The 16,184-nt window shown below is 65.2% G+C and carries 20 protein-coding genes; 14 read left to right on the top strand and 6 right to left on the bottom strand.

The features are described from left to right. Positions 1-62: 62 nt before the first annotated feature. Complete coding sequence (locus tag ACEN9G_RS03175; protein WP_483127677.1) at positions 63-2,123, bottom strand: AsmA family protein; 2,061 nt, start codon at positions 2,121-2,123, stop codon at positions 63-65. 186 nt (positions 2,124-2,309) lie between these two features. Between ACEN9G_RS03175 and ACEN9G_RS03170 the strand changes: the two genes are divergently transcribed. The 6 genes from ACEN9G_RS03170 to ACEN9G_RS03145 are packed head-to-tail and all read left to right on the top strand — an operon-like array spanning position 2,310 to position 5,393. After that, a complete protein-coding gene (locus tag ACEN9G_RS03170; protein WP_413344991.1) occupies positions 2,310-2,705 on the top strand; it encodes a DUF4398 domain-containing protein in 396 nt (131 codons plus the stop codon). Between the two features lie 34 nt (positions 2,706-2,739). After that, complete coding sequence (locus ACEN9G_RS03165) at positions 2,740-3,663, top strand: OmpA family protein (protein WP_483127676.1); 924 nt, start codon at positions 2,740-2,742, stop codon at positions 3,661-3,663. A 31-nt stretch (positions 3,664-3,694) separates the two neighbouring features. Continuing rightward, complete coding sequence (locus ACEN9G_RS03160; protein WP_413345245.1) at positions 3,695-4,231, top strand: ferritin-like domain-containing protein; 537 nt, start codon at positions 3,695-3,697, stop codon at positions 4,229-4,231. A 37-nt stretch (positions 4,232-4,268) separates the two neighbouring features. Next, on the top strand, positions 4,269-4,607 hold the full coding sequence (locus tag ACEN9G_RS03155) for an ElaB/YgaM/YqjD family protein (RefSeq protein WP_413345247.1): 339 nt from the start codon (positions 4,269-4,271) through the stop codon (positions 4,605-4,607). Between the two features lie 18 nt (positions 4,608-4,625). Further along, entirely contained in the window at positions 4,626-5,012 is a 387-nt protein-coding gene (locus ACEN9G_RS03150) for a phage holin family protein (protein WP_056127481.1), read from the top strand. A gap of 15 nt (positions 5,013-5,027) precedes the next feature. Then, positions 5,028-5,393 (top strand): hypothetical protein, encoded by a 366-nt coding sequence (locus tag ACEN9G_RS03145; protein WP_413345249.1) that lies wholly within the window; start codon positions 5,028-5,030, stop codon positions 5,391-5,393. A gap of 164 nt (positions 5,394-5,557) precedes the next feature. On the opposite strand, the gene ACEN9G_RS03140 is transcribed toward ACEN9G_RS03145, so the two are convergent. After that, positions 5,558-6,034: an outer membrane lipoprotein gene (locus ACEN9G_RS03140; protein WP_483127675.1), complete on the bottom strand. Its 477-nt coding sequence runs from the start codon at positions 6,032-6,034 to the stop codon at positions 5,558-5,560. A 205-nt stretch (positions 6,035-6,239) separates the two neighbouring features. On the opposite strand from ACEN9G_RS03140, the gene ACEN9G_RS03135 reads away from it, so the two are divergent. From ACEN9G_RS03135 to ACEN9G_RS03125, 3 genes are all read left to right on the top strand, one after another. Then, a complete protein-coding gene (locus ACEN9G_RS03135; protein ID WP_413344246.1) occupies positions 6,240-6,788 on the top strand; it encodes a hypothetical protein in 549 nt (182 codons plus the stop codon). 67 nt (positions 6,789-6,855) lie between these two features. Then, positions 6,856-7,170, top strand: a complete 315-nt coding sequence (locus ACEN9G_RS03130; RefSeq protein WP_056127494.1) for a BON domain-containing protein — start codon at positions 6,856-6,858, stop codon at positions 7,168-7,170. 128 nt (positions 7,171-7,298) lie between these two features. Then, positions 7,299-8,576 carry an AI-2E family transporter gene (locus tag ACEN9G_RS03125; protein ID WP_413344243.1) on the top strand — a complete coding sequence of 426 codons (1,278 nt, stop codon included), beginning with the start codon at positions 7,299-7,301 and terminating at the stop codon, positions 8,574-8,576. 37 nt (positions 8,577-8,613) lie between these two features. On the opposite strand, the gene ACEN9G_RS03120 is transcribed toward ACEN9G_RS03125, so the two are convergent. Next, positions 8,614-9,534: a YihY/virulence factor BrkB family protein gene (locus tag ACEN9G_RS03120; RefSeq protein ID WP_413344241.1), complete on the bottom strand. Its 921-nt coding sequence runs from the start codon at positions 9,532-9,534 to the stop codon at positions 8,614-8,616. A 91-nt stretch (positions 9,535-9,625) separates the two neighbouring features. Continuing rightward, positions 9,626-10,675 carry an OmpA family protein gene (locus ACEN9G_RS03115; protein WP_483127674.1) on the bottom strand — a complete coding sequence of 350 codons (1,050 nt, stop codon included), beginning with the start codon at positions 10,673-10,675 and terminating at the stop codon, positions 9,626-9,628. A 549-nt stretch (positions 10,676-11,224) separates the two neighbouring features. Between ACEN9G_RS03115 and ACEN9G_RS03110 the strand changes: the two genes are divergently transcribed. From ACEN9G_RS03110 to phbB, 5 genes are all read left to right on the top strand, one after another. After that, the gene (locus ACEN9G_RS03110) at positions 11,225-11,839 is read left to right on the top strand and encodes a winged helix-turn-helix domain-containing protein (protein WP_198119214.1); all 615 of its coding nucleotides are present in this window, start codon (positions 11,225-11,227) and stop codon (positions 11,837-11,839) included. Positions 11,840-12,006: 167 nt separating this feature from the next. Beyond that, positions 12,007-12,765 (top strand): glutathione peroxidase, encoded by a 759-nt coding sequence (locus ACEN9G_RS03105; protein WP_413344631.1) that lies wholly within the window; start codon positions 12,007-12,009, stop codon positions 12,763-12,765. 21 nt (positions 12,766-12,786) lie between these two features. After that, positions 12,787-13,653: a M90 family metallopeptidase gene (locus ACEN9G_RS03100; protein WP_413344633.1), complete on the top strand. Its 867-nt coding sequence runs from the start codon at positions 12,787-12,789 to the stop codon at positions 13,651-13,653. A gap of 84 nt (positions 13,654-13,737) precedes the next feature. Next, positions 13,738-14,292: a hypothetical protein gene (locus ACEN9G_RS03095; RefSeq protein ID WP_483127673.1), complete on the top strand. Its 555-nt coding sequence runs from the start codon at positions 13,738-13,740 to the stop codon at positions 14,290-14,292. A 118-nt stretch (positions 14,293-14,410) separates the two neighbouring features. Then, positions 14,411-15,157, top strand: coding sequence for an acetoacetyl-CoA reductase (phbB, locus tag ACEN9G_RS03090; RefSeq protein ID WP_371762986.1), 747 nt, complete (start codon positions 14,411-14,413; stop codon positions 15,155-15,157). 1 nt (position 15,158) lies between these two features. Here the strand turns inward: phbB and ACEN9G_RS03085 are convergent, their stop codons facing one another. Together ACEN9G_RS03085 and ACEN9G_RS03080 are read right to left on the bottom strand one after the other, a co-directional pair. After that, entirely contained in the window at positions 15,159-15,515 is a 357-nt protein-coding gene (locus tag ACEN9G_RS03085; protein WP_413343177.1) for a TraR/DksA family transcriptional regulator, read from the bottom strand. Positions 15,516-15,666: 151 nt separating this feature from the next. Further along, entirely contained in the window at positions 15,667-16,176 is a 510-nt protein-coding gene (locus tag ACEN9G_RS03080; RefSeq protein WP_413343180.1) for a hypothetical protein, read from the bottom strand. Between the last annotated feature and the right edge of the window lie 8 nt (positions 16,177-16,184).

The raw sequence follows: 16,184 nt of genomic DNA, 5'->3' as shown, positions 1-16,184 counted from the left end.
TCCAGCATAAATGTCATTGGCATAGCGGTCTGTACGACAAATAACACTGTGACATGCCGGGCTCAACGTTTGGCGCTTTTCCCGGGCGGCGGCGCAACAGGTTTCGCGCCCGCCCTGGCCAGCAGCGCATTGCACGGGCTGTCCTTGCCCGGCCCCGTGTTGATCAGCGGGAGCAGGGCGGCGGCCGGTGCCGCGACGACGGCCAGCGCGGCCGCCGCGCCGCCTTTCAGCGCGAGCACTTTCTTGTCGAGCGACAGGTCCGGATTCTTGAACGTGCCGCGCACGTAGAACGGCGTGCGCAACGTGAACAGGCGCAGCCCCTTGGTCTCCGGCTTGATGCGCAGGTCCATCTGTTCGGTCGACATGTTCACCCAGCCATTGATGTCGACGATGGCTTCCTCCGTGTCGAGCACGAAGGTACGGGTCTGCGCCACGCCATCCTTCACGCCGAGGTCGGCGGCGAGGCAGTTCAGCTTGACCTCCTTGTCGCCGAACAGTTTCGTGATGATGATGTTGCCGACGTTCAGGCCGGCCTCCTCGAGCAGCAGCTTGCTGACGACGCCCTGGCTGACGAGACCTTTCACTTCGCCATTCGCACCGGCCAGCATCGCGCCGACGGAATCGCCCGTTGCCGAGAGCTTCGCCTCGCCATAGATCGAGCCCACGGTCGCCTGCATCTTTTCGATTTGCGGGAACAATTCCTTGATGTGGATGTCGCGCGCCTTGACGTCGGCGGTCGCCTTGATCGGGCTGTTGGCGTTGCTGCCGTCGAGCTTGATGTTCGAGTTGACGTTGCCGCCGGCCATCACGAAATTGAGCGGCTCCAGCGTGAGCACGCCATTGTTCATCACGACATGGCTTTGCAGCTTGCTGATGGGCAGGTCCTTGTCCTTGACGATGCGGTCGGCCGTGAAGCGGACGTCGGCGTCCAGCACCTTCCAGCGCTCCGTATGGAATTTCTCGACGGGGAGGGCCTTGTTTTCCGGCTGCACGGCCTCGACGCCCCGCGCGCGCTTGCTGGCGTTGGAATCGGCGCCGATCAGCGGGCCGAGGTCGGCAAAGCGCAGTTGGTGCGATACGACGTTGCCGGTGAGCTTGTTGCGCGGCTTGCCCGTCGCGAATTCGAGGCGGCCCGCGATATCGGACTGGCCCACCTTGCCCTTGAACTTGTCGTACACCCAGCGGCTCTTGTTCTCGCCCAGTTCGCCCGTCAGGTGGCCGTCGGTCGAGAACGCGGGCGTCTCGGGCAGCAGCACGCCCGTGAACGGATACAGCCGCGCCATCGACGGCGCCGCCAGTTTCAGTTTCACATCGATGCCCGCGAGGTGGGCGGGGCGGGTGACCGTCCCGTCGACGGCGACGCGCGTATTGGCCGAGTGCACGTCGGCCTGGACGGGGAACGGCTCGTCCTGGTCGCGCAGCGACAGCACGGAACCCGTCTTGCCGCCGCCGCCCACGGGCGCGCCGTTGTACTCGCCGCGCAGCTTGAAGGCGATGCCATAGGTCGGGTCGTTCGCGATCGTGTCGATGTCGGCCGTGACGTCGGCCTTGGTCACGGCGTCGATCACGTGCACCGTGCCCTTGTTCAGAACGACCCGTTCGAGGTCGAGCGTCCACTTCGATTTCTTTTCCTCGCGCTTGTAGACCCAATTGTAGTGCGTGGCGTCCACGCGCAGCAGCTCGGCCTGCGGGCCGTCGAAGCGCAGCACGGGCACGTGGATGCGGTGGCCCAGCAGCGCGAACGGATCGAGCGAGAACGAGAACTGGCGCACGCTGGCCATGTCGCGCTGGGGCAGGCCTTCCGGGTTGCCCACGTGGACGTCGTCCGCGTACAAATGCGGCCACGGGATGTAGTCGCGCCACGTGCGCTGCGCTTTCGGTATGCTTTTCGACGGCTGCTCCCAATGCACGGCGAGATTGCCGCGAATGGCGAACGGACGGTCGATCGCGTCGCTGACCTTGTCGTTGAGCCAGGGTTTGGCGCGGTTCCAGTCGAACGTGAGTACGATGATGATGGCGATGACGGGAATCGCCACCAGCACGCCGACGATGCCGAGCGTGATCTTCACCGGACGCGACATGCGCGCGCCCTGCCTGGGCTGTTGGGTGGGCTGGGTTGTCATGGCCTTCCTTCTGGTGGGATGGGTTGATCGCAGATTAACGTAAAGGTCCTTGTGTCAATGTGCGGTGCCGCACCGTAGCCCGGCCGCAGGGAGCCCGAGGCCGTGTCTATGTGCGCCAGCGAACCGATCTCGTCCGGCGCGAGGGTTATAACGTTACCAACACAATCTAAAAACAGGAGTCGCAAGATGAATACGAAATCGAAGAACCTGCTGACGCGGGTCGGCGCAGCCGCCGTGGTGCTTTCGCTGGCTGCCTGCGCCAGCCCGGAAAAGACCCCGGCCACGGCTGCCGTCGCGGTTTCGCACAATGCCGTCGAAAACGCCGTGTCGGCGGGCGCGCCCGAGCTGGCGCCGACGGAGATCTCGGCTGCGCGCGACAAGATGATGCGCGCCAACCAGGCCCTCGCCGCCAAGGATTACAAGACGGCCCGCGAACTCGCGATCCAGGCCCAGGCCGACGCCAAGCTGGCGCAGAGCAAGGCCAATTCGGCCAAGGCCACGGCCGCCGCCGACGCGCTCAACGAGGACCTGCGCGTGCTGCGCCAGGAAGTCGACCGCGCCAATTCCGACCAGCAGCAATAAAGCCCAATAACAAGAACCGCAGAAAGGAAGCATCATGAAAATGAATTTCCTGAAGGCCCTCGTCGTTGCCGGCACGATCGCCCTGGCCGGCTGCAGCACCGTCCCGACCACCACACCCACGCTGGACGAGGCGCGCGCCGACTTCGTCGCGGCGAACAACAATCCGCAGGTCGCGACGTACGCGCAAATGGAATTCAAGCAGGCCGGCGAAGCACTCGACCGCGCCAACCAGGCCGCCGCCCAGCGCGAGAGCCTGGACACGATCGACCGCCTGGCCTACATCGCCAAGCAGAAGATCGCCACCGCCCAGGAAGTGGCGAAGACGAAGTCCGCCGAGGCGGAGGTCGCGAATGCGGCCCGCGAACGCGACCGCGTCCAGCTGGAAGCCCGCACCGCCGAGGCCGACCGTGCCAAGCGCGACGCGGCTGCCGCCCAGGCCCAGGCCGCCGCGGCCCAGGCTCAGGCCCAGGATGCGCAGGCCCAGGCCGCCGCCGCCCAGCAGCAGGCCGCCCAGCAGGCCGACCGCGCAGCGCGCCTGGAAGCCCTGCTCGTCGAACTGCATGCGCAGAAGACGGAGCGCGGCATGGTCGTCACCATCGGCGACGTCCTGTTCGCCACCGACCGCGCGGAACTGAACGCGAACGGCATGGCAACCGTGAAAAAACTGGCCGAGATCATGACGCAGAACCCCGACCGCACGGTCATGGTCGAAGGATTTACCGACAGCACGGGCACCGCGGCCCACAACAAGGACCTGTCCGAGCGCCGCGCGGCGTCCGTGGCCCAGGCCCTCGTCGGCCTCGGCGTGCCGCGCGAACGCATCGGCATGCGCGGCTATGGCGAGGCATTCCCGGTCGCGTCGAACGACACGGCCGCGAACCGCCAGCTGAACCGCCGCGTGGAAATCGTGCTGTCGAACGCCGGCGCACCCATCCCGCCGCGAGCGGCACAGCGCTGATATTCAAGACCCCACTGAAAGAGGAAGATTCATGGAACAGAACGCATCCAACCTGGCGCACGGCTTCGACATCGCGGAAATCCGCCGCGCGGCCGCGAATCTCGAAGACGGCGCCGTCACCGAGGGCTACGCGGCCGACCGCGAAGCCGTCATCGGCATGCTCAACGCCGCACTGGCGACGGAACTGCTGTGCGTGCTGCGCTACAAGCGCCACTACTACACGGTCAGCGGTCCGAACACGGGCCACATCAAGGCCGAGTTCCTCGAGCATGCGCAGCAGGAGCAGGACCACGCCGACCGCATCGCCGAGCGCATCGTCCAGCTGAACGGTTCGCCGAACTTCAACCCGGCCACGCTGACCCAGCGCAGCCATGCGGAGTACGACGATTCGGAAGACGTGCAAGCCATGATCCGCGCCGACCTGATCGCCGAGCGCGTGGCGATCGAATCCTACCGCCAGATGATCCAGGCCATCGGCGACAAGGATCCGACCACCACGATCATGCTGACCGAGATCCTGGCCACCGAGGAAGAGCACGCCGACGACATGCGTGACCTGCTGGCCTGAACCCTTACCCACCACTACCTACAACAAGGAGTACATCATGTTAGAGTCCATCCGCGCCAATGCCAACGCCTCCCAACTGAACGGCGCAGCGAACAATGCTTCCGGCGACATGAAAGCGCTCGTCAAGGACGCACAGTCGCTGCTGAGCGCCGCCGCTTCCCTCACCGGCAACAAGGCCGATGAACTGCGCGAGCGCGGCATGGAACTGCTCGACCAGGCGCTGGGCAAGGCCGGCAAGTACCAGGATCAAGCCCTCGTCAAGAGCAAGGAACTGGCGCGCGCAACCGATGTCTACGTGAAGGACAACCCATGGCGCACCGTGGCCGTGGCGGCCGGCGTCGGCCTGCTGCTGGGTGTCATTCTGGGCCGCAAATAATTCGGGTCGGGGGCAGCCATGGATAACAATGAAACCGTCGTGCATAGCCCCGGCCTCATGGGTGGGATCACGGGCCTGGCCAAGAACCTGTTCGGGCTCGTGGTGTCGCGCGTGGAACTTGCCGCGCTCGAGCTGTCGGAAGTACGCAATCACGTGATCGAACTCGTGGTCATCTTCGCGATGGCCGCCCTGGCCACGTGGTTCGCGCTGGCCTACGGCACCGCGACGATCGTGGCGCTGGCCTGGGAAGAAATGGGCTGGAAGATCCTGCTCGTCATGTTCGTCGTGTTCGCCGTGATCACCCTGATCCTCGTGATGAAGGGACTCTCGCTGCTCAAGCAGGGCAAGCTGGCGTTCCCCGAGACCATGAAGGAATTGCGCAACGACCGCGACATGCTGTTGTAACCGGAGGAACGAGCTATGGAAAAAACGATCGGCCATCACACGCATGGCTCCCTTGAAGAGCGCAAGCGGGCCCTGTTGCGCGACGGCGAGTTCTACCGCAGCGGCGTCGCCCACGCGCGCGCCCAGATCAAGCACGAGGCGCGCCCCGAAGTCATCTTTCATTCGGTGCTCGACCACGCGACCTGGGTGCTGCGTACCCGCGCCGACGCACTGCTCAAGCCGACCGGCACGAGCATCTCGGTCCTGGCCCCGTATGCGCTGACCGTGCTGGGCTTCATCCGCAAGCGCAATCTCGGCAAGCCGGCACTGGGCGTGGCCGCCGTCCTGGGCGCGCTCGGTTGGTACTTGCAGCGCAAACGCGCGCAGCAAGTGGCATACTAAGGACAACGCGGCGCGATTCGCCACCGGATCGCGCCTTCACGAATATGGTGGGGCTTGAGCGGCGTCGCAATCTTCGATTGGACGCCGTCTTTTTATGGCCCCGCCGCACCCAGCCATGAAAAAAGCCGGCAGAGCCGGCTTCAAGTGTGCACGGGGCGCGCCGCTCAATAGCGATAGGCGCGGCCGTCGACGATGCGCACGCGGTTGCCCACGCGCAGGTCGTACACATTGTCCTGGACGATGGTGCGGTATTCGCCATTGTCTAGACGGATATTGACTGCGTACTGCTGTTGTCCTGCGCCCTCGCGGTTCGCTTCCACACGGTTTCCGATCGCCGCGCCCGCCACGCCGCCGGCGACGGTTGCCGCGGTGCGGCCGCCGCCGCTGCCGACCTGGTTGCCGGCCAGCGCACCGACGAGGCCGCCGACGATCGCACCGGCACCGCTCGTGCGGCCTTCACCGCTGGTGACCTGGATCGATTCGATCGTGCCGTAGCCCGTCGAAGCCGTGTTGTCGTAGCCGTTGGTGTAGCCATTGTTGTAGCCGTTGTTGGCGTAGCTGGGCTGGGACGACTGGCTGGCGCAGCCACCGAGGAGCGCACTGGCCGCGACGAGGGCGGCAAGGGTACGAGTAGCTTTCATGACTTGTTCTCCTGGCAAAGATGTAGGACCAGATTACGCAGTCATGTGTATGGGGTCTGTGCGATGACGCACTCACCTGCGGGTGCTCATCCGATGCTTTTTCATCATCTTTTTTCGTGTGTTCGGCAGCGAACAGAAATCGTCCTTACGGCAGAGTAAAACGTCAACATCGATTGAAAAAAAGAGTGTCAAAAGGAGAACAAGAATGCGCACACCACACATGATCCTGTTATTGGCCGCTGCCCTGATGTGGGCTGCAGGCCATGTCCGCGCGGCGACGCCGGAAGCGAAGCTGGCTTACCAGCAGGCACGCGACACGGCGGCGGCCGAGTACAAGAACGCACGCGCCCGCTGCGATGCCATCACCGGCAATCCGAAGGACGTCTGCGTGCTGGAAGCGAAGGCCGCGCGCGTGCGCATGGAGGAAGAAGCGCGCGCCAAGTATGAGGACACGCTGAAGGCCTATACGCGGGCACGGATGCGCATTGCCTCCGCCAACTATGACCTCGACAAGGCACGCTGCGCCGGCCTGACGGGCAACGACAAGGACGTGTGCCAGGAACAGGCCAAGGCCCGTCTCGTCGCCGCGCAGGCCGACGCGAAGGCCGACCAGAAAACGATCGAAGCGCGCAATGAAGCGCGCGAGGACAAGCTGTCCGCCGCGTACCGTGTCGCCATGGAGAAATGCGACGCGTTCGCCGGCGCCGCCAAGGATCAATGCGTCTCGGCTGCGAAGGCCGAGTTCGGAAAATAGCCAGCGCATAACCGCACCCCGCTCATGAAGAGCACAACCAAGTACCACCACTAACAAGGAGTTCACCATGAACGCAACCAAACGCATCGCCACCGCCATCTTCACCGCCGCTGTCGCCTTCACCGTCGTCGGCTGCTCGTCGAGCCCGACCAAGGAAAGCACCGGCGAGTACATCGACGACGCCGCCATCACCGCAAAAGTGAAGGCTGCGATCTTCAACGAGCCGACCCTGAAGGCCACCGAGATCAATGTCGAGACCTACAAGGGCGACGTGCAGCTGTCGGGCTTCGTGGCCCAGCCGCAGGATGCGCAGAAGGCCGCCGACGTCGCACGTGGCGTGAAAGGTGTGTCGTCGGTCAAGAACGACATCCGCGTAAAATAAGCTGACCGGGCGGCTCGTGCGCGGGCCGGCCCGACAGTCGTGTCGATTGCCGCGCCACGCGGCATCCGCCCTGGCAGGAGACTGCCGGCGGGTGCCCGGGACCGGCTGTTTTTTTTCAGGCAGGTACCATGCAGCTCGCCCAATCCGGCTCCGCAACATCCGAGGCATCCAACCCAGTCACGCCGGTTGCCGCGGCGCCCGCGGATGTCGAACAGGTGGCACGTGAAGCCGGCCTCGTCAACACCGATGGGGCACCGACGGGCGAAGAGCTCGGCGCTGCCCACGGCAGCCTGCGCCTGCCCGTCCACGTCAACGCGCGCGGTCTCACGCTCGGCGTGATCGCCACCGTCGCGTTCGTCTTCGGCCTGCAGTGGGCCAAGAATTTCTTCGTGCCGCTCTTGCTCGGCATTTTTATCGCCTACACGCTGAGTCCCGTCGTGCGCTGGCTCGAGCGCTGGCACATCCGGCGCGCCATCGGCGCGACGCTCGTCACGGGCCTGATCCTCGTCGGCATGGCGCTCACCATGCACCGGGTGCAGGGCGAGTTCCTCAACATCGTCGACGAACTCCCGACCCTGACGCACAAGGTCACGCGCATCCTGACGGATGGGTCGGACGGGCCGTCGACGATCCAGCAGGTCCAGGCCGCCGCGGCCGAACTCGAACAGGCCGCCGCCAACGCGGGCAGTGCGAAGCGGACGGCACCGCCGCGGCGTGCCGCGGCACCGGCCGTCGCCCAGACGCCCGGCGGCAGCAATTTCCGCATCATGGACTGGTTGCTGGCCGGTTCCGTCGGCCTGGCCAGTTTCATCTCGCAAGCCACGATGGTCGTGTTCCTCGTGTTCTTCCTGCTGCTGGCCGGGGACACGTTCAAGCGCAAGCTCGTCAAGCTGACAGGGCCGTCGCTGACGCAGAAAAAAGTGACGGTGCACATCCTCGAGGACATCAACACGTCCATCCAGAACTATATGTTCATGCTGCTCGTCACGAACGTGCTGCTGGCGCTGCTGATGTGGGTGGCGCTGCGGTTCATCGGCCTGGAAAATGCGGGCGCGTGGGCGATCTTCGCCGGCGTCGCCCACATCATGCCTTACTTCGGCCCGCTGTTGATCACGTCGGCCACGGGCCTCGTCGCCTTCCTGCAGTTCGAATCGCTGCAGATGGTGATCCTCGTGGCGGGTGCGTCGCTGGGGATCGCGACGCTCGTCGGCATGGTGGTCACGACCTGGATGACGGGCAAGATCGCCAAGATGAACCCGGCGGCCGTGTTCGTCAGCCTGCTGTTCTGGGGCTGGCTGTGGGGCATGTGGGGATTGCTGCTCGGCGTGCCCGTCGTCGTCGTGATCAAGGTCGTGGCGGAACGCGTGGAAGGGATGGAAGTCATCGCCGAACTGCTTGGCGAATGACGGCGCCGTCCCGCCGGGGCAACGGCGCCGCCGTGGTTCAGTGCACGGGCGACGGGCGCGCTTCCGGCGGCGGCGCACCTGGGACGTGCTTGTCCTTCAGGCTGCCCATCTGCAGCGCGTACTGGCGGGCGAATTCCGCGCCCAGGAAAAAAATCTGCGCCGAGTAATACACCCATAGCAGCAGCGCGATCAGCGAACCGGCGGCGCCGAAGCTGTTCGTCGTGCCGCTGTTGCCGATGTACAGGCCGATCGCGAACTTCCCCACGGTGAACATGATCGCGGTGCCGAGGGCGCCGATGGTCACGTCGTGCCACGACAGTTTTACGCGCGGCAGCAGCTTGTAGATCGCGCCGAACATCACGGCGATGACGAGGAAGCTGACGGCCCAGGCCACCCAGCCCAGGATGATCGTCGCGGAGTGCCACATGCCGCCCAGGTATTTTTCCAATACGGACAATGCGGCGGACACGACCAGCGTGAACATCAGCAGCAGGCCCAGGGTCAGGATCAGGCCGAATGACAGCAGGCGGGTGCGGACGGTGTCCCACCAGGTGGCGTCCTTCGGCGGCGGGACGTCCCAAATTTCGTCCAGGCTGTCCTTGAGTTCCGCGAACGCACTCGTCGCACCGACCAGCAGCAGGACCGTCGCGATGATCGTCGCCAGCTTGCCGCTTTCCTTGTTGCGGGCACCGGCCAGGATCGCCTGGATGGTTTCCGCGCCCTGGGTGCCGACGAGGCCGCGCAGCTCGTCCAGCAGCTGGCCTTGCGCGGCGTCGGTGCCGTAGAAAAAGCCGGCTATCGCGATAACGAGCACGAGAATGGGAGCCAGCGAGAACAGCGTGTAGAACGCGAGGGCGGCGCCTTTGCTCGATGCGCGGTGGTCCAGCCATTCGGTCACGGCGCAGCGCATCACATGGACGACCTGGCGCGAGAAGGGGATCCAGTTTTGTACTGCCATCAGGTAACCTCCAAAAAGACGAACGCGCCCGAAGGCGCGTTCCGGGGCCTACGCCCAGCGGTAGGCGGGGACGAAGCCCCGCGTTGAGGCGTTACTGTACGCGGCGCTCGATGGTGATCGGCTCCACTTCCACGCGGCGGTTCGGTGCCAGGCAGGCGATCAGCTCCGAACGTTTCTTCTGGTGGCAGTCGGTCACGACCGGATTCTGCTCGCCCTTGCCGTAGGCCTTCAGACGGTTGGAATCGACGCCTTTGGCGATCAGGTACTCGCGCACGGCGTTGGCGCGGCGCTCCGACAGCTTCTGGTTGTACTTGGTCGAGCCCAGGCGGTCGGTATAGCCGGTGATGTCCACGTCGGTGATCGACGGGTCGGCCTGCAGCGCGGCGGCGATGTCGTCCAGCTTCGGCTGCGGCGACGAGAGGGTGGCGCTGTCGAAGGCGAACAGTTCGCTGGCCGACAGGGTCACCTTCTCGAAGCGGGCCGGCGGCGGCGGCGGCGGCGCGGCCGGTGCCGGGGCCGGCGCCTCGACGACCGGAGCCGGGGCAGGTGCCGGCGCCGGGGCCGGTGCCGGGCGCGGCGGCGGGTTGAAGGCGTAGTTCAGGCTGAACGTCGCGTACTTGGTGTTGGCGCGCGAGAAGCCGAACTTGTCGTCGTCGCGCAGGTGGGCGCGCACGTCGCGCACGTCGGCCTGCAGGGACCACTGCTCGTTCATGCTGACCTGGAAGCCGACGCCGGCCTGGTAATACGGCGACCAGCCGGACACGTTACGGATCGGATTGCTCTCGTGGTCGCGTTCGCCGCCGACACCGATCAGCAGGTACGGACGGAAGGTCTTACGCGACAGCATCAGCAGGGCGTCGACGCCGACGAGGGTCTGGCGGTAGTTGTAACCGTTGTCGTCGACGCGTGCCTGGGTGGCGCCAATCTGGATATCCCACAGCGGATGCACGGCCTTACCGAACTTCAACCCGCCGCCCCAGTCCTTCTTCGAGGTCAGGAAATCATGGTCGGGCTTGATGCCGACGATCGTCGGGGCGATGTACCACGACGGATTGATGACCTCGGTGGTGTCCTGAGCCAGGGCCGTTCCGGCGGAGCACAGAATGGCGGCGGCCAGGGCGATCTTCTTCGTATTATTCACAGGTAACTCCCATAAGTTGTAAAGGTACTGACATCGCATGGCTTGCAGTGATGTTGATGTCAAGCTTACAAGTCGGCCATTTTTCGGGTCAGTGCGCTGGCGCACCTAACAGCCGGTTGTTGTGGCGATTTTACAACGTAGCCATTTATGCCATGATTGCGGTTTGTTTCAGGATGTTACGAACTGCGGGTTAACCGTCGCTTACTTCTTATAACGTCGCCCTTCGTGCATGCACGTCTCCTTTTATTACGGAATTGTCATGTCACGCGGTCAGGTCGATACCGCTTCGATTGCAAGCCGTGCAGCCGGTTCCCGTTGAGCCCCACCAATTTGTCGAGCGTCAATACGCAATCGAGTTTCTCTTGCTTTTAGGGATGAATAACTTTTCAGAAATTTTTAGAAATGTTGGATGGCGCACAGACCGGGGGTGATGAGGCAGGCAATCTTGTATCCAGTTAAGCGGAACCGGCGTGTTGTCAGGTGGTCATACACGAATACGGCGGTCCGGGCCATACACAGAACATCGTCCTTTTCACGGAGTAAACCAATATGCATGCAGCGACTCACCATAATGCGGTACAAGGCGAACTCAACGCGGTGCACACTTCCAGTAACTCTGCACTGATCGAACGCGTCCCACCGCAGCCGACCGAGCGCGCTCCGATTTCGCTCGCGCCGATCGAGCGGGTGCGGTCGACGTCGGCTACCCAGCGCCGTATCGAAAACATGCAGAAGCTGATCGGCGAGCTGCAGACCCACGAGATGCTCGCCGACGAAATCGCCTGGTTCCTCAAATTCTCGCCGTCGGGCGCCCGCAAATACATCCGCGACCTGCGCGAAGCCGGCGTCATCGAACTGGCCCGCTACATCGAAGGTACCGCCACCTACCTTGGCAAGGCCGTGTACCGTATTTCGCCGGATCCGGAGCGCGTCAAGGCCTTCCTGGGCGCGATCTGCCAGCCCAAGCGCGAAGGCGCCGCCCCGCGCAAGGAGCGTCCAGGCCTGCGCGAGCAGAGCATGGCCGGCACCGGCCGCCACTTCCACATCCTGGCCGACGACACCCATTACGCGATCCGCGTCAACCGCAGCCCGGTGACCCGCGACCCGCTCGTCGCCGCACTGTTCGGCCCGCCTCCGAGCCAGGTCGCCAAAGAGCGCGTCTGAGCGCGCTGGCGTTGATAGCGGTCGCACGACGCGGCCGCTATCAGCTGCGCCACCCCGCCGAGAGGCCGGGTGGCGCTGTTTTTTTGCAGGATTCCAATTGAAAAGGCGACAAGCGTGCTCATATGCCGGGTGCGGCACCCCGACCGCTTACCCATCAAGGAGACTCCATGCTGCCGAGTGCCGAATCCCTGGAAGGCCAACCCGTTCCCCAGGTGACGTTCAAGGCGCGCCCCGACGACCAGTGGCGCGACCTCACGACCGATGAACTGTTCAAGGGCAAGACCGTCGTCGTGTTCGCCTTGCCCGGCGCCTTCACGCCGACCTGTTCCTCGGCACACCTGCCGCGCTACAACGAGCTGGCACCCGCCTTCCGCGGGAACGGCGTCGATGAGATCGTCTGCATCGCCGTCAACGATGCCTTCGTGATGCAGTCCTGGCAGGCCGGCCAGGAGGCGGGCAACATCACCATGATCCCCGACGGCAACGGCGACTTCACGGAAGGCATGGGACTGCTCGTCGACAAGCGCGACCTCGGCTTCGGCAAGCGGTCGTGGCGCTATTCGATGCTCGTCAAGGACGGCATCATCGCCAAGGTGTTCATCGAGCCGGACAAGGAAGGCGATCCGTTCGAAGTGTCGGACGCCGATACCATGCTGCGCTACCTCAACCCGGACGCCACGCCGCGCGAGCCCGTCGTGATGTTCTCCAAGCCGGGCTGCCCGTTCTGCGCGCGCGCCAAGGCCGTGCTGAAAGCGAACGGCATCGTCTTTACGGACATCCCGCAGGATGCGAAGATCACCACCAGCGTGCTGCGCGCCGTCTCCGGTGCCACCACGTGGCCGCAGGTCTTCATCGGCGGCAAGCTGATCGGCGATGCGGAGGCCGTCGCCGCATATTTCGCACCGCGCAAGCAAGAGGCCCGGTAACGCCGGTATCGGGAGAACACGATGGAAGCCGCTATCGTCTGCGCCGTACTCGCGCTCGGCGTGCTGTTCGCGTGGCTGCTGCCGCGCTGGCGCCTGCGCCGCGTGCTGGCGCGTCCGCTCACCGCGGCCCAGCTCGGCATCATCGAGCGCAACGTCGACCAGTACCGGGGCATGCCGCCCGACCTGCGCGCGCAGTTGCAGCGCCTCGTCAAGCAGTTCCTGCACCAGAAGACGTTCGTCGGCTGCGCCGGACTCGAGGTGACGGAAGAGATGCGCGTGACGATCGCCGCGCAGGCATGCCTGCTGCTGCTGAACCGGCCCAGCCGCGTGTATCCGGGCCTCCACGCCGTGCTGGTCTACCCGGGCGCGTTCCTCGTGCCGCGGCGCGAGCACGACGCGGCCGGCGTCGTCACGGAAACGCGCCAGGACCTGCTGGGCGAATCGTGGGGTGACGGGCGCGTCGTGCTGTCCTGGGAACACGTGCGCCGCGCCGGCCTGGCGGCCGAAGGCACGCACAACGTCGTGCTGCACGAGTTCGCGCACCAGCTCGACAGCGAATCGGGCAGCAACAACGGCGCGCCCTTCCTCGGCAGCCCGGAGCGCTACCGGAGCTGGTCGGAAACGCTGTCGCGCGATTTCGCGCTGCTGCGGCGCGATGCCTACTGGGGCCAGCGCGACGTACTCGATCCGTACGGCGCCACGAATCCGGCCGAGTTCTTCGCCGTGGCGACGGAGAGTTTCTTCGAGCAGCCGCACGAGCTGGCCGCGCGCCATCCGGATCTGTATGCGGAGTTCCAGGCGTATTACCGCGTGGACCCGCGCGACTGGTTTCCCACGCCGGCGCCGGAACCGGAGCACTACGGCATGGTCTACGGACAGTGGCGCTAGCGGCTACGCTGCGTGCGCTCGCGTACAGAGACCGAGCCCAGCGGGAGGCATCATGGCCACACCTTTATATGCAGGAGGTCATCCATGTCCACGATCATTGCAGGGCACTTCCAGCTGCAGGATGACGTCGAGCGGGCGCGCCATGCCCTGATCGACGCCGGGTTCCCGAGCGAACGCATCAGCGGTTTCTACCTGAGCCAGCCGGGCCAGCACGACCTGACGCCGATTGGCGGCGACAACATCCACTCGCCGGGCGCCAAGGAATCGCCGGAAGGCGTGGCCCAGGGCGCCGGTGCCGGTGCGGCGGTCGGTATCGTGGCCGGCGCCGCGACGGCGCCCGTGACCGGACCGCTGGGCCCCGTGGTCGGCGGCCTGCTGGGCGCCCACGTCGGCTCGCTGTTCAGCTTTACGAAGATGAAGGATCCCGGCGAACGCGAGGAGGGCGGCCGCGCGCCGATGGAAAACCGTCCGGCCGGCATGCTCATCGCGGTCGCCTTCGACGATCCCGGCCTCGAGGCGCGCGCCGTCGACCTGCTGCGCGGCCTGGGCGCCCACCACATCGAGCGCGCCAAAGGCAATATCGTCGATGGCGACTGGGCCGATTTCGATCCGGCGTCGCCGCCCGACATGATTCACTGAGTCCGCGCCCCCCCGGCGTCTATTTGCGTTTCGTCAACGACGTCTTTGTCCATCGCCCTAGACTCGATGTTTCGTGCTGCGCACCCGGCGCGGCAGGTTGATGAAGGACGACGAAACCATGCACGACAACAAAGTAGCCTTGGTGACTGGAGGGATGGGGGGACTGGGCACGGCGATCTGCCGGCGCCTGCAGGCGGAGGGGTTCCGCGTGGCGGCAACCTATTCGCCCGGCAATGCCACGCCTGACGCGTGGCTGGCCGCCCAGAGAGACGAAGGGTACCGATTCACGACGTATCGCGTCGACGTCACCGACTACGGTGACTGCGAATGGATGATGCAGAAACTGCTGGCCGAAATGGGCCGGCTGGACGTGCTGGTGAACAATGCCGGCATCACGCGCGACCGTAGCCTGCGCAAGATGACCCTGGAAGATTGGCAGGACGTCCTGCGTGCCGACCTCGACAGCGTGTTCAACATGAGCAAGCAGGCGATCGAACCGATGATGGCGCAGCAATTTGGCCGCATCGTCAATATCTCGTCCGTCAACGGCCAGCAGGGTGCCTTCGGTCAGGCCAATTACTCGGCCGCCAAGGCCGGCATGCACGGCTTCACGAAGGCACTGGCGCTGGAGATGGCGCGCCATGGCGTGACCGTCAACACGGTGTCGCCCGGCTATCTGCGCACGAAGATGGTCGAGGCCGTACCGGCCGAGGTGATGAATGGCAAGATCCTGCCGCAGATCCCGATGGGGCGGCTGGGCGAGCCGGACGAGATCGCCGGCCTCGTCGCCTATCTCGTGTCGGAAGACGCCGGTTTCATGACGGGCGCCAACCTGGCCATCAATGGCGGGCAACACATGTATTGAACTAGCGCCGCTCGGCCCGCGTCTGGCAGTCGATGCACAGGCGCGCCTCCGGCCGGGCCAGCAGGCGCGATGCGCCGATCGGCTGGCCGCATTCCTCGCAATAGCCGTAGCTGCCGTCCTCGATCCGGGCGAGCGCCTGGCGCAGCTGGCGCATCTCGGCCGAGTGATGGCCGGCCGCTTCGCGCGACAGATCGTTCAGCAGGCGGACGGTGGCGCGGTCCAGCGGCGACGTCTCCACTTCTTCCACAGGCAATTCTCCCGCGTCCGGGCGCGGTTCCTCGACACGGGACAGCGCGGCAAGACGCTGCTCCAGCATGGTCTTGAGCAGCGCCAGCTGCTCGGGTGTGAGGGGTTCCATGGTCACACGACAGCGAACACGTGACGACAGGCGCCGGAAGCGGCGTGCGGATTGGCTTTCATGGATGTCCCCTCGTTCGTGTCGTTGGAAACCGCGCGGCGGCGATTTCAGTGTAGCGCGGAACGAGGGGCGTGCATACCGCCGCTGGTATTCAGGCGGGTGCGGCGGGCGCGTTGTCGATGGCGACGATGTCGAGCTGGGTCTTGAGCCCGTCGAGGGCCGCGAGGATGGGCACGACCTGGCCCGTGCTGGCGGCCGCGGCCAACCCCAGCAGGCGCGCGACGAGCGTGATGCCGTCGCCGATGCGGGTGATGCGCTTGATCTTGTCGGCGGCGTCCACCGTCAGCTGGATCAGGTGCGCTTGCGGTTGGCCCAGCGACGACACGATGCATGCGGCCGCCTCCGTATACAGCCGGTTGGCGCGCTGGCGCAATTCCATCTCGGCGTTCAACAGGGCGCGCGCGGCCATCTGCTCCGGTTCCGGCACCTCCTGGCCCTGGTGGCGGCGGATATCGCGCATGACGCGCTGGTGGATGCTGTCCGCGCACTCCGACAGCTTGTCGGCCAGTTCCTCGACCTGGTGCGCGGTCGACAACGCCTTGGCCGGGCTGGGCGGCGGCGCGGCGGGGGCAGCCTGTTTCGGTTTCTCGTCGTTTGCCATGATTTCTC

This window comes from Massilia sp. Masssp94 (genome assembly GCF_059491305.1).
The sequence above is the reverse complement of the archived record's forward strand: the minus strand, read 5'-3'. Positions and strand labels throughout refer to the sequence as shown.

Excerpts from the sequence above, each read along its gene's own strand:
- ACEN9G_RS03080 (WP_413343180.1), bottom strand. The coding sequence starts at position 16,176 with ATGGCAAACGACGAGAAACCGAAACAGGCTGCCCCCGCCGCGCCGCCG.
- ACEN9G_RS03145 (WP_413345249.1), top strand. The coding sequence starts at position 5,028 with ATGGAAAAAACGATCGGCCATCACACGCATGGCTCCCTTGAAGAGCGC.
- ACEN9G_RS03155 (WP_413345247.1), top strand. The coding sequence starts at position 4,269 with ATGTTAGAGTCCATCCGCGCCAATGCCAACGCCTCCCAACTGAACGGC.
- ACEN9G_RS03095 (WP_483127673.1), top strand. The coding sequence starts at position 13,738 with ATGTCCACGATCATTGCAGGGCACTTCCAGCTGCAGGATGACGTCGAG.
- ACEN9G_RS03105 (WP_413344631.1), top strand. The coding sequence starts at position 12,007 with ATGCTGCCGAGTGCCGAATCCCTGGAAGGCCAACCCGTTCCCCAGGTG.
- ACEN9G_RS03175 (WP_483127677.1), bottom strand. The coding sequence starts at position 2,123 with ATGACAACCCAGCCCACCCAACAGCCCAGGCAGGGCGCGCGCATGTCG.
- ACEN9G_RS03110 (WP_198119214.1), top strand. The coding sequence starts at position 11,225 with ATGCATGCAGCGACTCACCATAATGCGGTACAAGGCGAACTCAACGCG.
- ACEN9G_RS03125 (WP_413344243.1), top strand. The coding sequence starts at position 7,299 with ATGCAGCTCGCCCAATCCGGCTCCGCAACATCCGAGGCATCCAACCCA.
- ACEN9G_RS03160 (WP_413345245.1), top strand. The coding sequence starts at position 3,695 with ATGGAACAGAACGCATCCAACCTGGCGCACGGCTTCGACATCGCGGAA.
- ACEN9G_RS03130 (WP_056127494.1), top strand. The coding sequence starts at position 6,856 with ATGAACGCAACCAAACGCATCGCCACCGCCATCTTCACCGCCGCTGTC.
- ACEN9G_RS03140 (WP_483127675.1), bottom strand. The coding sequence starts at position 6,034 with ATGAAAGCTACTCGTACCCTTGCCGCCCTCGTCGCGGCCAGTGCGCTC.
- ACEN9G_RS03120 (WP_413344241.1), bottom strand. The coding sequence starts at position 9,534 with ATGGCAGTACAAAACTGGATCCCCTTCTCGCGCCAGGTCGTCCATGTG.
- ACEN9G_RS03170 (WP_413344991.1), top strand. The coding sequence starts at position 2,310 with ATGAATACGAAATCGAAGAACCTGCTGACGCGGGTCGGCGCAGCCGCC.
- ACEN9G_RS03150 (WP_056127481.1), top strand. The coding sequence starts at position 4,626 with ATGGATAACAATGAAACCGTCGTGCATAGCCCCGGCCTCATGGGTGGG.
- ACEN9G_RS03085 (WP_413343177.1), bottom strand. The coding sequence starts at position 15,515 with ATGGAACCCCTCACACCCGAGCAGCTGGCGCTGCTCAAGACCATGCTG.
- ACEN9G_RS03135 (WP_413344246.1), top strand. The coding sequence starts at position 6,240 with ATGCGCACACCACACATGATCCTGTTATTGGCCGCTGCCCTGATGTGG.
- ACEN9G_RS03100 (WP_413344633.1), top strand. The coding sequence starts at position 12,787 with ATGGAAGCCGCTATCGTCTGCGCCGTACTCGCGCTCGGCGTGCTGTTC.
- phbB (WP_371762986.1), top strand. The coding sequence starts at position 14,411 with ATGCACGACAACAAAGTAGCCTTGGTGACTGGAGGGATGGGGGGACTG.
- ACEN9G_RS03165 (WP_483127676.1), top strand. The coding sequence starts at position 2,740 with ATGAAAATGAATTTCCTGAAGGCCCTCGTCGTTGCCGGCACGATCGCC.